The organism is Kitasatospora sp. NPDC059817, from assembly GCF_042731835.1.
Classification (GTDB): domain Bacteria; phylum Actinomycetota; class Actinomycetes; order Streptomycetales; family Streptomycetaceae; genus Kitasatospora.
The window spans coordinates 20704-32803 of sequence record NZ_JBHWIR010000040.1 but is presented as its reverse complement, the minus strand read 5'-3'; the positions used below and the strand labels follow the sequence as shown (position 1 = coordinate 32803).

The following is a 12100-nucleotide window of genomic DNA, read 5'->3' as shown; positions in this document are numbered from 1 at the left end:
GGACGACCACCCGCCCATGGGTGGGCAGGCGGGGAGAAGGGGTGTGGCAGGCTGGGCGCGCTCGCACGGACGGGAACGACGCCGGGTCTCGCTTCGGGGCGCGAGGTGGGGGCACCCTCAACCGGGTGCCGGGGGCGGTGGCCCTCAGCGGTGACACATTCGACGGCACATGGCGCGCTCACCTGCCGGCAGGGTGCCGGTGGGGGTCCATTTCGTCGTCGCAGTCATGTGAGCCAGTAAATCAGATGGGTCGATTTGGACCCAATTACTTGGATGTGATGTCCGCAATGCGGACACCCGACGCCGCCACCAGCGACGATACGGCTCGGCGCCGCCACCGGAGTGTCCGGATGGTGGCGGCGCCGTGCGGGCCGGAACGGGCGGAGGGCTCAGGCGGTCGCGGCGAGCGACACCACGGCGGGCTTCTCCAGGTGCACCAGGCTGAGCCGGTCGGTGACCGGCTCGACCGCGGACTGCCGGTAGCCCAGGCGGGTGTACAGCCGCAGGTTGCCGAGGCTGCGGTGGCCGGTGAACAGGCGGTAGGAGGTCACCGGACGGCCGTCCTCGGCGAGGCGGCGCTCCAGCGCGTCCAGCAGCCGGCCGCCCAGGCCGTGCCGCTGCATCCTCGGGTGGACGACCAGGCGCCCTATCCGGCCGACGCCCTCGGCGTCGACGTGACCACGGACGGTGCCGACCACCTCGTCGCCCAGCCGGGCGACCAGGACGTACTGCCCGGACAGTTCGGCGCGCAGGCTCTCCAGGCTCTGCGTCAGGGGCTCGATCGCCCAGTCGCCGTACAGCTCCGCCTCGGGCTGGTAGCCGAGGTACTGGAGCTTGAGGATCTGCTCCGCGTCCTCGGCGTCCGCCGCCGAGATGATCACGCTCATGCCCATGTGCTGGGGCCTCCCCATCGTCGTGCCCGGCGCGCAAACGTGAGGGTGCCGCACCGGATGCCCTGCCGGAGATGTCCCGGCCGGGGATCTGCCCTGACCGGGGGTGGCGCACGAACGTACCAGCCGCGCGGCCCGGAAGTGCCCGGGTCGACGGCGACGCGCTCACGCTCAGTATCCGAGCGATCGCGGCACCGTCAAGAGCTACGTTCGCCAGCGCTCTACCCGCGTGTCAGCTGCTCTCAACCTTCCGGGCGTTCGACGTGGCGAGGGTCACGCGGGGGCGGGGCGGGTGGTGGGGCGGCTGGTGGGCGCCGCGCGCGGGGCGTGGCCGGGGGCGGCGACGGCTCGACGTGGCGAGGGTCACGCGGCGGCCGGGCGTGCGGAGCGTCACCCGGGCGGAGCCGCCTCCGGGGTGATCCGCATGCGGAGCGTCACCAGCGGCTCACGGGTACCGCTCGGCATGGAGGAGGATCCGCAGGCAGGCGAGGCAGCGGGAGCGGGTCGGCCCGATCGAGCCGCGCGGCATGCCGAGGCGTTCGGAGAGCTCCCGGTAGGTCGGCGGCGGATCCTCGGCGAGGGCGGCGACCAGCTCGGGGCAGCGGCCCGGCAGGCCGGCCACGGTCTCGCGGACCACGCGGCGGCGGCGTTCGGCGAGGAAGACGTCCTCGGCGGAGGGGACGGGCGGAAGGGTAGTGCACACACCGTGCATGACGGGCCGGGGCGGGCCGGGTTACGCCCGACCGGGGGTGCGGACGCCGGAGGGGCGCGACGGTCGGACCGTCACGCCCCTCCCCCGCAGACCGGCGGTCAGCCCTGGATCCACTCCTGCTGCCGCGCCAGGTCCGCCTTCACCTCGGCGAGCTGGACCGCCACCGCCGACGGCGCGGTGCCGCCGCGCCCGTTGCGCGAGGCGATGGCGCCGTGCACGCTGAGCACCGACCGGACCTCGGGCGTCAGGTGCACCGAGATCGCCGCGAACTGCTCGTCCGTCAGGTCGGACAGCTCGATGCCCTCGGCCTCGCAGACCTTGACGCAGGCGCCGGCCACCTCGTGCGCGACCCGGAACGGCACGCCCTGCCTGACCAGCCACTCGGCGATGTCGGTGGCGAGCGAGAAGCCGGCCGGGGCCAGCTCCTCCAGCCGCTCCCGGTGCACGGTGAGGGTGGCCATCATCCCGGTGAACGCGGGCAGCAGCACCTCCAGCGTGTCGCAGGAGTCGAACACCGGCTCCTTGTCCTCCTGGAGGTCCCGGTTGTAGGCGAGCGGCAGGGCCTTGAGGGTGGCCAGCAGGCCGGTCAGGTTGCCGATCAGCCGGCCGGACTTGCCCCGGGCGAGCTCGGCGATGTCCGGGTTCTTCTTCTGCGGCATGATCGAGGAACCGGTGGAGAAGGCGTCGTGCAGCGTGATGAAGCCGAACTCCTTGGTGTTCCAGATGATCACCTCCTCCGCGATCCGGGAGAGGTTGATGCCGATCATCGCGGTCACGAACGCGAACTCGGCGACGAAGTCGCGCGAGGCCGTGCCGTCGATGGAGTTGCCGACCGAGCCGCCCTCGAAGCCGAGGTCGGCGGCGACGGCCTGCGGGTCGAGGCCGAGCGAGGAGCCGGCCAGCGCCCCGGAGCCGTACGGGGAGACGGCGGTGCGGACGTCCCACTGGCGCAGCCGCTCGGCGTCCCGGCCGAGGGCCTGCACGTGCGCGAGGACGTGGTGGGCGAAGAGGACGGGCTGGGCGTGCTGGAGGTGCGTGCGCCCCGGCATCGCGGTGTCCGGGTGCGCCTCGGCGAGGCCGACCAGGGCGTGCTGGAGGTCGAGCACCAGGGCGCCGATGGTCTTGGCGTGGTCCCGCAGGTACATCCGGAACAGGGTGGCGATCTGGTCGTTGCGCGAGCGCCCGGCCCGCAGCTTGCCGCCGAGGTCGGCGCCGAGGCGCTCCAGCAGGCCGCGCTCCAGGGCGGTGTGCACGTCCTCGTCGGCGACGGTCCCGGTGAAGGTGCCCGCCTGGACGTCGGCGAGCAGCTGGTCGAGGCCGGCCAGCATCGCGGCGAGCTCGTCGTCGGAGAGCAGGCCGGCCTTGTGCAGGACCCGGGCGTGGGCCTTGGAGCCGGCGATGTCGTACGGCGCGAGGCGCCAGTCGAAGTGGACCGAGGCGGAGAGCCTGGCCAGCGCCTCGGACGGGCCGTCGGCGAAGCGCGCGCCCCAGAGGCGGACGTCGGCGGTCTGGTCGGCGTGCTGGTCGGCGGACATCGCGTGGGCTCCTGACAGGGAAGGGGGGTGGGGACGGGAGGGGATCAGGCGAGGTCGCGGCGGGCGGCGAGCTTCGAGGACATCCCGAAGATCTCGATGAAGCCCTTGGACATCGACTGGTCGAAGGTGTCGCCGGTGTCGTAGGTGGCGAGGTTGAAGTCGTACAGCGACTGGTCGGACTTGCGGCCGTTGACCACGGCCCGGCCGCCGTGCAGGACCATCCGGATCTCGCCGGTGACGTGCTGGTTGGCCTCGTTCACGAAGCCGTCCAGCGCGCGCTTGAGCGGGGAGAACCAGAGGCCGTCGTAGACGAGTTCGGCCCAGCGCTGCTCCACCTGCCGCTTGTAGCGGGCGAGTTCGCGCTCGACGGTGACGTTCTCCAGGGCCTGGTGGGCGGTGATCAGGGCGATCGCGCCGGGGGCCTCGTAGATCTCCCGGGACTTGATGCCGACCAGCCGGTCCTCGACCATGTCCAGCCGGCCGATGCCCTGGGCGCCGGCCCGCTTGTTCAGCTCCTCGATGGCCTGGAGGACGGTGACCTTGCGGCCGTCGATCGCCACCGGGACGCCGGCGTCGAAGGTGATGACCACCTCGTCGGCCTCGCGCGGGGCGGCCGGGTCCTGGGTGTAGTCGTAGACGTCCTCGATCGGGGCGTTCCAGATGTCCTCCAGGAAGCCGGTCTCGACGGCCCGGCCGAAGACGTTCTGGTCGATCGAGTACGGGGACTTCTTGGTGGTGGCGATCGGCAGGCCCTTGGCCTCGGCGAAGGCGATCGCCTTGTCCCGGGTCATCGCGTAGTCGCGCACCGGGGCGATGCACTTCAGGCCGGGGGCCAGGGAGTTGATGCCGACCTCGAACCGGACCTGGTCGTTGCCCTTGCCGGTGCAGCCGTGCGCGACGGTGGTGGCGCCGTGCTTGCGGGCGGCGGCGGCCAGGTGCTTGACGATGACCGGCCGGGACAGCGCGGAGACCAGCGGGTACTGGCCCTGGTAGAGCGCGTTGGCCTTGATCGCCGGGAGGCAGTACTCGTCGGCGAACTCGTCGCGGGCGTCAGCGACCTCGGCCTCGACGGCGCCGCAGTCCAGCGCGCGCTGGCGGATCGCCTCCAGGTCCTCGCCGCCCTGGCCGACGTCGACGGCGACGGCGATGACCTCGGCGCCCGTCTCCTCGGCGATCCAGCCGATGCAGACGGAGGTGTCCAGTCCGCCCGAGTAGGCGAGTACGACGCGCTCGGCCACGGCTTTCTCCTTACAGCTCTACGTACAGGGTTTCCGTACAGGTTTACGGCGACAGGCATAAGTATGCACTACTCCGTATGAAACACAAAACCCCGGCCGGGGAAGTTCTCCACCGGTCGGGGTTTCGTGTCGTGTCGCGTCGTTGTGCGTCGTGACGCGTCGGGGTATCGCGTCGTGGCGCGCTACTGCGCCTTCGCCTGGGCGAGTTGCATGAGGTGGTCGGCGAGCGCCTGGCCGCCCGCCGGGTCCCGGCTGATCAGCAGGACGGTGTCGTCACCGGCGATGGTGCCGATGATCTCGAACACCTCCGCCTGGTCGATCGCCGAGGCGAGGAACTGCGCGGCCCCCGGAGGGGTGCGCAGCACCACCAGGTTGCCGGAGGCCGTCGCGGAGACCATCAGCTCGCCGGCCAGCCGGGCCATCCGGCCCTCGCTGGCCGACTCGCCCATGGGCGCGCGCGGCGTGCGGTCGCCGCCCTCCGCCGGGACGGCGTAGATCAGCGCACCGTCCCGGTTGCGGATCTTGACCGCGCCCAGCTCGTCCAGGTCCCGGGAGAGGGTCGCCTGGGTGACCACGAGTCCGTCGTCGGCGAGCAGCTTGGCGAGCTGGCTCTGCGAGCGCACGGGCTGGCGGGTGAGCAGGTCCACGATCCGCCGGTGCCGCGCGGTGCGGGTCTGCGGCACCTGCGGCGACGGGCCTGCGGCGGACGGGCCGGAGTGGGAAACGGTCATGTGGTTATTCTCCCGGACAACGGTCAGCTCGCATCGGCCGGGGCGCCCTCGCGCACCGCCCGCAGGACGCCCGGCAGAGCGGCGAGGAAGGCGTCCGCCTCCTGCTCGGTCAGCACCAGCGGCGGGGCCAGCCGGACGGCGTCCGGGACGGCCGCGTTGACCAGGAAGCCCGCCTCCTGCGCGGCGGCCTGCACCCGCACCGACACCGGCTCGGTGAGCACGATGCCGAGCAGCAGTCCGGCGCCGCGCACGTGTGAGACCAGCGGGTCGCCGATCGCCTCGACGCCCTGGCGCAGCCGCTCGCCGAGCTTGCGGACGTGCTCCAGCAGGCCCTCGGACTCGATGGTGTCCAGCACCGCGAGCCCGGCCGCCGCGGCCACCGGGTTCCCGCCGAAGGTGGTGCCGTGCTGGCCCGGGGTGAGCAGTTCGGCGGCCTCGCCGAAGGCCAGCACCGCGCCCATCGGCAGCCCGCCGCCGAGCGCCTTGGCGAGGGTGACGACGTCCGGCTCGACGCCCTCGACGGCCTGGTGGGCGTACCAGTACCCGGTGCGGCCGACGCCGGTCTGGATCTCGTCCAGGATCAGCAGGGTGCCCGTCGCCCGGGTGATCTCGCGGGCCGCCCTCAGGTAGCCCTCGGGCAGCGGGATGGCGCCGTTCTCGCCCTGGATCGGCTCCAGGAAGACCGCCGCGGTCTCGGTGGTGACGGCCGCGCGCAGCACCTCGACGTCGCCGAACGGGACGTGCGTGACGTCGCCGGGCAGCGGGCGGAACGGCTCCTGCTTGGCCGGCTGGCCGGTGAGCGCGAGGGCGCCCATCGTCCGGCCGTGGAAGGCGCCCTGGAGGGCGACCAGGTGGGTGCGGCCGGTCCGGCGGCTGATCTTGAACGCGGCCTCGTTGGCCTCGGCGCCGGAGTTGCAGAAGAACACCCGGCCGCCCTCCCGGCCGTCCAGCCGCAGCAGCCGCTCGGCGAGGGCGATGGTCGGCTCGGCCATGAAGAGGTTGGAGACGTGGCCCAGGGTGGCGATCTGCCGGCTGACCGCCTCGACGACCGCCGGGTGGGCGGTGCCGAGGGCGTTGACGGCGATGCCGCCGAGCAGGTCGGTGTACTCCTTGCCGTCGGCGTCCCAGAGCTTGGCGCCCGCACCGCGCACCAGCGCGATCCGCGGGGTGCCGTAGTTGTCGGTGAAGGCGTGCTGCCACCGGCCGGTCAGTTGCTCGTTCGCGGTCATGCCAGTCCCCCGGTCACGGTCTGTTCGTCGTCCGGCACGACCATCGTGCCGATGCCCTCGTCGGTGAAGATCTCCAGCAGCAGGCTGTGCTGCACCCGGCCGTCCAGGACGCGGGCGGTGCCCACCCCGGAGCGGACGGCGCGCAGGCAGCCCTCCATCTTGGGGAGCATGCCGCTGGCCAGGCTCGGCAGCAGCTCCTCCAGCTCGCTCGCGGCGAGTTGGCTGATCACGTCGTCGGAGTTCGGCCAGTCCGCGTAGAGGCCCTCGACGTCGGTCAGGACCACCAGCATCTCGGCGCCCAGCGAGACCGCCAGGGCGGCCGCGGCGGTGTCGGCGTTGATGTTGTAGACGTGGCCGTCGGCGCCGCGCGCGATCGAGGAGATGACCGGGATCCGGCCGTCGGCGATCAGCGCTTTCACGGCGCCGGCCTCGATGTTGACGATGTCGCCGACCAGGCCGATGTCGACCTGCTCGCCGTCCACCACCGCGTACCGCTTGACCGCCGTCATGGTGTGCGCGTCCTCGCCGGTCATGCCGACGGCGAACGGGCCGTGCTCGTTGAGCAGGCCGACCAGTTCGCGCTGCACCTGGCCGGCCAGCACCATCCGGACCACGTCCATGGTCTCGGGGGTGGTGACCCGCAGGCCGTTGGTGAAGCTGGACTCCAAGCCGAGCCGCTCCAGCTGGGCGCTGATCTGCGGGCCGCCGCCGTGCACCACGACGGGGTGCAGGCCGGCGTAGCGCAGGAAGACGACATCCTGGGCGAAGGCCGACTTGAGGCTCTCGTCCACCATGGCGTTGCCGCCGAACTTGATCACGACGGTCTTGCCGTGGAAGCGCTCCAGCCACGGCAGCGCCTCGATCAGCGTCATCGCCTTGGGCAACGCGGTGTTGTTGCGGGCCTGTTCGCCCTTGGGTGCGATCTTCACGGGTGTCCCTCGTCCGAACGGGTGTCGCGCATCGGGTGTCGCGGATCAGGTGTCGCGCATCGGTGGCGCGCGTCACCTGTCGGGCATCAGGTCGAGTAGGCGCTGTTCTCGTGGACGTAGTCGGCGGTGAGGTCGTTGGTCCACAACGAGGCGCTCGCCGTACCGGCGTTGAGGTTCGCGGTGATGACGACCTCGCGGCCGGCCATGTCCACCAGGGTGCGGTCCTCGCCGACGCTGCCGTCCTTGCAGACCCAGACGCCGTTGATGGCCACGTCCAGCCGGTCCGGCTCGAAGGCGGCGTCGGTGGTGCCGATCGCGGCCAGCACCCGGCCCCAGTTGGGGTCCTCGCCGTGGATCGCGCACTTGAGCAGGTTGTTTCGGCTGATCGTCCGGGCGACGTCGACGGCCTCCTGCTCGGTGGCGGCGCCGGTGACGTCGATCCGGATGTCCTTGCTGGCGCCCTCGGCGTCGGCGATCAGCTGGCGGGCCAGGTCGGCGCTGACGGTGCGGACCGCCTCGGCGAACTCGGCCTCGTCCGGGACGACGCCGGAGGCGGCCGAGGCCAGCAGCAGCACGGTGTCGTTGGTGGACATGCAGCCGTCGGAGTCGATCCGGTCGAAGGTGGTGCGGGTGGCGCCGCGCAGCGCGGTGTCCAGGGCGGCGGCGTCCAGGTCGGCGTCGGTGGTGATCACGACCAGCATGGTGGCCAGGCTCGGGGCGAGCATGCCCGCGCCCTTGGCCATGCCGCCGACCGTCCAGCCCGCCGGGCTGGTGACCTGGGCGGTCTTGTGCACGGTGTCGGTGGTCTTGATGGCGATCGCGGCGGCCTCGCCGCCGGTCGCGCTCAGCTCCCGGGCGGCCAGCGCGACGCCGGGCAGCAGGACATCCATCGGGAGGCGCTCGCCGATCAGGCCGGTGGAGGCGACGGCGACCTCGCCGGCGTTGAGCTCCAGCTCCTCGGCGACCTTCTCCGCGGTGGTGTGGGTGTCCTGGAAGCCGAGCGGGCCGGTGCAGGCGTTGGCGCCGCCGGAGTTGAGGACCACGGCGGACACCTGGCCGCCCTTGAGGACCTGCTCGGACCAGACGACCGGCGCGGCCTTGACCCGGTTGGCGGTGAAGACGCCGGCGGCGGCGAGCGCGGGGCCGTCGTTGACCACCAGGGCGAGGTCCGGGGTGCCGGAGGCCTTGATGCCAGCGGTCACGCCGGCGGCCCGGAAGCCCTTGGCGGCCGTCACGCCCACGTTCGTACTGTTGCTCACGGTGCGACTCCGTTCACGGGGAGGCCCAGCTCCTCGGGCAGGCCCAGGGCGATGTTCATGCTCTGCACCGCGCCGCCCGCGGTGCCCTTCACGAGGTTGTCGATCGCGCTGATCGCGATGATCCGCCCGGCGGTGGCGTCCAGCGCGACCTGGACGAGGGCGGTGTTGGCGCCGTAGACGCTGCTGGTCTGCGGCCACTGCCCCTCGGGCAGCAGGTGGACGAACGGCTCGTCCGCGAACGCCTCGGTGTAGGCGGCGCGCAGGCTCTCGGCGGTCACGCCGGGCCGCGCCTTGGCGGAGCAGGTGGCGAGGATGCCGCGCGGCATCGGGACGAGGGTCGGCGTGAAGGAGACGGTGACGGGCTCGCCCGCGACCGGGGTGAGGTTCTGCACCATCTCCGGGGTGTGCCGGTGCACGCCGCCGACGCCGTACGGGCTGACGTTGCCCATGACCTCGCTGCCCAGCAGGTGGGTCTTGGCGGCCTTGCCCGCACCGGAGGTGCCGGAGGCGGCGACCACGACGGCCTCCGGCTCGGCGAGCCCGGCCGCGTATGCCGGGAACAGCGCCAGGGACACGGCCGTCGGGTAGCAGCCGGGCACGGCGATCCGGTTGCTGCCCTTCAACGCGGCCCGGTGGCCGGGGAGTTCGGGCAGGCCGTAGGGCCAGGTGCCGGCGTGCGCGGAGCCGTAGAACTGCTCCCAGTCGGTGGCGGCGCGGAGCCGGAAGTCGGCGCCGCAGTCGACCACCAGGACGTTGTCGCCGAGCGCCTCGGCGACGGCGGCGGACTGGCCGTGCGGCAGCGCCAGGAAGACCACGTCGTGGCCGGCCAGCACCTCGGGGGTGGTGGGTTCGAGGACGCGGTCGGCGAGCGGGATCAGGTGCGGCTGGAGCGCGCCCAGCCGGGTGCCCGCGTTCGAGCCGCCGGTCAGCGCCCCGATCTCCACCTCCGGGTGGCCGAGCAGCAGACGCAGCACCTCGCCGCCCGCGTATCCGCTCGCGCCGGCGACGGCGACTCGCAATGCCATGGCGTTCCTCCTTTGTTGTGGCATGAATATACGCAGCACGGAACATTCATGCAAGGAGCTGCGGTCAGGACCCCGAAGAACGCCCGAAAACCGCCCTGCGCCCGCCCGGCCGGGCCGCCACCGGCCCGCGACCGACCCGCCACCGACCGGGCGGACGCCGGACTACCGCTTGACCGCGCGCAGCACCACGAACTTGGGGTTGCCCGCCACCAGCTGGCAGTTCCCGAAGAGACGCCGCAGCTTGACGTGGTAACCGAGATGGCGGTTGCCGACCACCCACAGCTCCCCGCCCGGCCGCAGCGCCCGCCGGGCACCGGTGAACATCCGCCAGGCGGTGGCGTCCGTGGTGGCCTGGTGCGAGTGGAACGGCGGATTGTTCAGGACGAGGTCCACCGAGCCCGCGGGCGCCACCTCCGGCGCCAGCGCGTCGGCCGTCAGGAACTCCGCCCGGGCGTCCGGGCCCAGATTGGCGCGGAAGGTCTCCTCCGCCGAGGCCACCGCCTGATGGGACTCGTCGACGAACACCAGCTCCGCACCCGGCCCGGCCAGCGCGGCGGCCGTGCCGACCACGCCGTTGCCGCAGCCCAGGTCGACCACCCGGGCCCCGGGCGCCGGGGTCGGCAGGTGGCCGAGGAAGAAGCGGGTGCCGATGTCGAGGCGCTCGGCGCAGAACGTGCCGGCGTGGTTGACCACCGTGCGCCCGGACACCGCTCCGACGTCCGGCGGCAGCGCGTAGCGGTGCGGCCACGGGCTGGGGCCGGGATCCAGCGCCGGATCCGGGGTGCAGAAGATCAGCCGGGCCTTGCGGGCGGCGAGCGAGGTGCGGGTCGGGCCGAGGATCCGCTCGAAGAGCTGGAGCGTGGAGGTGTGGATCTCGGCGACCATGCCGGCGCCGACCACCACCGTGCCCGGGTGGACGGCGGGGGCCAGCCGGTGCAGCTGGTCCTCCAGCAGGGCCAGGCTCTTGGGCACGCGCACCAGCAGGACGTCGATCCGCTCCGGCGGGGCGTCCCGGGTGGTCAGCAGCCGGGCCGGGTCGACGGTGGCGCCGGCCCGCGCCAGGTTGGCCAGGGTGGCCTGCCGGCCGAGGTGGGAGTCGACGATCTGCACCGGCTCGTGGGCGGCCAGCGCGGTGGTCAACGCGCCCCAGCGGTCGCCCAGGACGACGATCCGGCGGCCGGCCAGGTCGGTCACGGTGCCGGCGGCGCTGTCCGCCTCGCCCGCGAGGTGGCGCAGCAGGTACTCGTCGGCCGCGTCCCAGGCCCGCAGCCGCTCACGCGGGTCCTCGGGGAAGCGGGTGAGGTCGAAGGCGCCCCACGGCGTGCTGAACAGGGTCGCCGCGGCGGGCGTGATCTCGGGATTCATCGTGTTCTCAGGCTATCCGACGGCCCGACGGGGAACCGTTTCGACGGATACTGGAAGAGCCCGGCCGAGAGGGGTGAGGGCGATGGACTGGAAGCTCGAAGTCGTGGTGGTCCCGGTGTCGGACGTGGACCGCGCGAAGCTGTTCTACGAGGAGCTGGTCGGCTTCACGGTCGACCACGACACCCGGTTGCGCGACGGGGTCCGGGTCGTCCAGCTGACTCCCCCGGGCTCCACGTGCTCCATCGTGGTGGGCACCGGGGTCATCGGGGCGCCGCCCGGATCCGTGAAGGGACTGCAGCTGGTGGTACCGAACATCGACAAGGCGCACGCCGAACTCGCGGCCCGGGGCGTCGAGGTCAGCCCGGTCCAGCACTTCGAGGCGGGCAGCCGGGTGGACGGGCACGGCGAGGCGTGGAACTCCTTCGTGTTCTTCAACGACCCGGACGGCAACGGCTGGGCGGTCCAGGAGGCTCCGCAGGCGGCCCGGATGGTGCCGGAGGCGGCGTAGCAGGCGCCGCGGGCTCGGGCGCGGGCTCGGGCCGGGCTCGGGCCGGGCTCGGGCTCGGGCCGGGCGGCTTGGGTAGGCTCCAGGAATGGCTGAACACGAGGGAAGCGTGCGGGTGGACAGCTGGATCTGGTCGGTCCGGCTCACCAAGACGCGGGCGCTGGCCGCCGCCGCCTGCCGGGCCGGACACGTGCGGGTGAACGGCGAGCGGGTCAAGCCGGCCCAGGCGCTGCGCCCCGGGGACGAGGTACGGGTCCGCGAGGAGGGCTACGAGCGGGTCGTCGTGGTGCAGAAGCTCATCCGCAAGCGGGTCGGCGCGACGGTGGCGGCGGACTGCCTGATCGACAACAGCCCGCCGCGGCCGCCGCGCGAACTCGTCGCGACGGCCGGCGAGCGGGACCGGGGCGCCGGTCGCCCGACCAAGCGGGAGCGGCGCGACCTCGACCAGCTGCGCGGGCACTGATCCCCTCAGCGCGCGGTGTCGGCGCGTCCCGTCAGCGCGCGGTGTCGGCGAGCACCTTGGCGAGGAACGCGTCCAGGTTGCCCACCGTCCGGTCGAGGGGGGGGGCCGCCCGCCCCGCCCCGGCGGGCCGCGGGGGCCCCCGGGGGCTAGGGTAGCGCCCGCCCACCCCCCAGCCGGGGGCGGGCGGGGCGCGCTCCCGCCCGCTCCGCGGGGGGGTTA

The 12100-nt window shown here is 73.1% G+C and carries 12 protein-coding genes and 1 pseudogene; 2 read left to right on the top strand and 11 right to left on the bottom strand.

Features of this window, described 5'->3' with window-relative positions; translation table 11 throughout:
• Window positions 1-389 precede the first annotated feature (389 nt).
• From ACFV61_RS11770 to ACFV61_RS11725, 10 genes are all read right to left on the bottom strand, one after another.
• Window positions 390-893: a GNAT family N-acetyltransferase gene (locus tag ACFV61_RS11770; protein ID WP_063346839.1), complete on the bottom strand. Its 504-nt coding sequence runs from the start codon at window positions 891-893 to the stop codon at window positions 390-392.
• A gap of 442 nt (window positions 894-1335) precedes the next feature.
• Window positions 1336-1593, bottom strand: coding sequence for a hypothetical protein (locus ACFV61_RS11765; RefSeq protein ID WP_159398377.1), 258 nt, complete (start codon window positions 1591-1593; stop codon window positions 1336-1338).
• 107 nt (window positions 1594-1700) lie between these two features.
• Window positions 1701-3137, bottom strand: a complete 1437-nt coding sequence (gene argH / locus ACFV61_RS11760; protein ID WP_363372855.1) for an argininosuccinate lyase — start codon at window positions 3135-3137, stop codon at window positions 1701-1703.
• A gap of 44 nt (window positions 3138-3181) precedes the next feature.
• Window positions 3182-4375 (bottom strand): argininosuccinate synthase, encoded by a 1194-nt coding sequence (locus tag ACFV61_RS11755; protein WP_063346842.1) that lies wholly within the window; start codon window positions 4373-4375, stop codon window positions 3182-3184.
• Window positions 4376-4557: 182 nt separating this feature from the next.
• Window positions 4558-5106 (bottom strand): arginine repressor, encoded by a 549-nt coding sequence (locus ACFV61_RS11750; protein WP_063346843.1) that lies wholly within the window; start codon window positions 5104-5106, stop codon window positions 4558-4560.
• Between the two features lie 23 nt (window positions 5107-5129).
• A complete protein-coding gene (locus ACFV61_RS11745; protein ID WP_380491357.1) occupies window positions 5130-6335 on the bottom strand; it encodes an acetylornithine transaminase in 1206 nt (401 codons plus the stop codon).
• Window positions 6332-7207, bottom strand: coding sequence for an acetylglutamate kinase (argB, locus tag ACFV61_RS11740; protein ID WP_063350977.1), 876 nt, complete (start codon window positions 7205-7207; stop codon window positions 6332-6334). Before argB ends, ACFV61_RS11745 begins: the two co-directional genes overlap by 4 nt.
• Window positions 7208-7350: 143 nt before the next feature.
• The gene (gene argJ, locus ACFV61_RS11735) at window positions 7351-8505 is read right to left on the bottom strand and encodes a bifunctional glutamate N-acetyltransferase/amino-acid acetyltransferase ArgJ (protein WP_063350978.1); all 1155 of its coding nucleotides are present in this window, start codon (window positions 8503-8505) and stop codon (window positions 7351-7353) included.
• A gap of 14 nt (window positions 8506-8519) precedes the next feature.
• Window positions 8520-9548, bottom strand: coding sequence for an N-acetyl-gamma-glutamyl-phosphate reductase (argC, locus tag ACFV61_RS11730; RefSeq protein WP_063346845.1), 1029 nt, complete (start codon window positions 9546-9548; stop codon window positions 8520-8522).
• Between the two features lie 162 nt (window positions 9549-9710).
• Window positions 9711-10913 (bottom strand): methyltransferase, encoded by a 1203-nt coding sequence (locus ACFV61_RS11725; protein WP_380491355.1) that lies wholly within the window; start codon window positions 10911-10913, stop codon window positions 9711-9713.
• An 82-nt stretch (window positions 10914-10995) separates the two neighbouring features.
• Between ACFV61_RS11725 and ACFV61_RS11720 the strand changes: the two genes are divergently transcribed.
• Window positions 10996-11421 (top strand): VOC family protein, encoded by a 426-nt coding sequence (locus tag ACFV61_RS11720; protein WP_063346847.1) that lies wholly within the window; start codon window positions 10996-10998, stop codon window positions 11419-11421.
• Window positions 11422-11506: 85 nt separating this feature from the next.
• Complete coding sequence (locus ACFV61_RS11715) at window positions 11507-11881, top strand: RNA-binding S4 domain-containing protein (protein WP_063346848.1); 375 nt, start codon at window positions 11507-11509, stop codon at window positions 11879-11881.
• Between the two features lie 31 nt (window positions 11882-11912).
• Here ACFV61_RS11715 and ACFV61_RS11710 read toward each other — a convergent pair.
• A pseudogene (locus ACFV61_RS11710) lies at window positions 11913-12100 on the bottom strand (hypothetical protein); the annotation flags it as partial.

Excerpts from the sequence above, each read along its gene's own strand:
- ACFV61_RS11770 (WP_063346839.1), bottom strand. The coding sequence starts at position 893 with ATGGGCATGAGCGTGATCATCTCGGCGGCGGACGCCGAGGACGCGGAG.
- argH (WP_363372855.1), bottom strand. The coding sequence starts at position 3,137 with ATGTCCGCCGACCAGCACGCCGACCAGACCGCCGACGTCCGCCTCTGG.
- ACFV61_RS11750 (WP_063346843.1), bottom strand. The coding sequence starts at position 5,106 with ATGACCGTTTCCCACTCCGGCCCGTCCGCCGCAGGCCCGTCGCCGCAG.
- ACFV61_RS11745 (WP_380491357.1), bottom strand. The coding sequence starts at position 6,335 with ATGACCGCGAACGAGCAACTGACCGGCCGGTGGCAGCACGCCTTCACC.
- argB (WP_063350977.1), bottom strand. The coding sequence starts at position 7,207 with ATGACGCTGATCGAGGCGCTGCCGTGGCTGGAGCGCTTCCACGGCAAG.
- argC (WP_063346845.1), bottom strand. The coding sequence starts at position 9,548 with ATGGCATTGCGAGTCGCCGTCGCCGGCGCGAGCGGATACGCGGGCGGC.
- ACFV61_RS11725 (WP_380491355.1), bottom strand. The coding sequence starts at position 10,913 with ATGAATCCCGAGATCACGCCCGCCGCGGCGACCCTGTTCAGCACGCCG.
- ACFV61_RS11720 (WP_063346847.1), top strand. The coding sequence starts at position 10,996 with ATGGACTGGAAGCTCGAAGTCGTGGTGGTCCCGGTGTCGGACGTGGAC.
- ACFV61_RS11715 (WP_063346848.1), top strand. The coding sequence starts at position 11,507 with ATGGCTGAACACGAGGGAAGCGTGCGGGTGGACAGCTGGATCTGGTCG.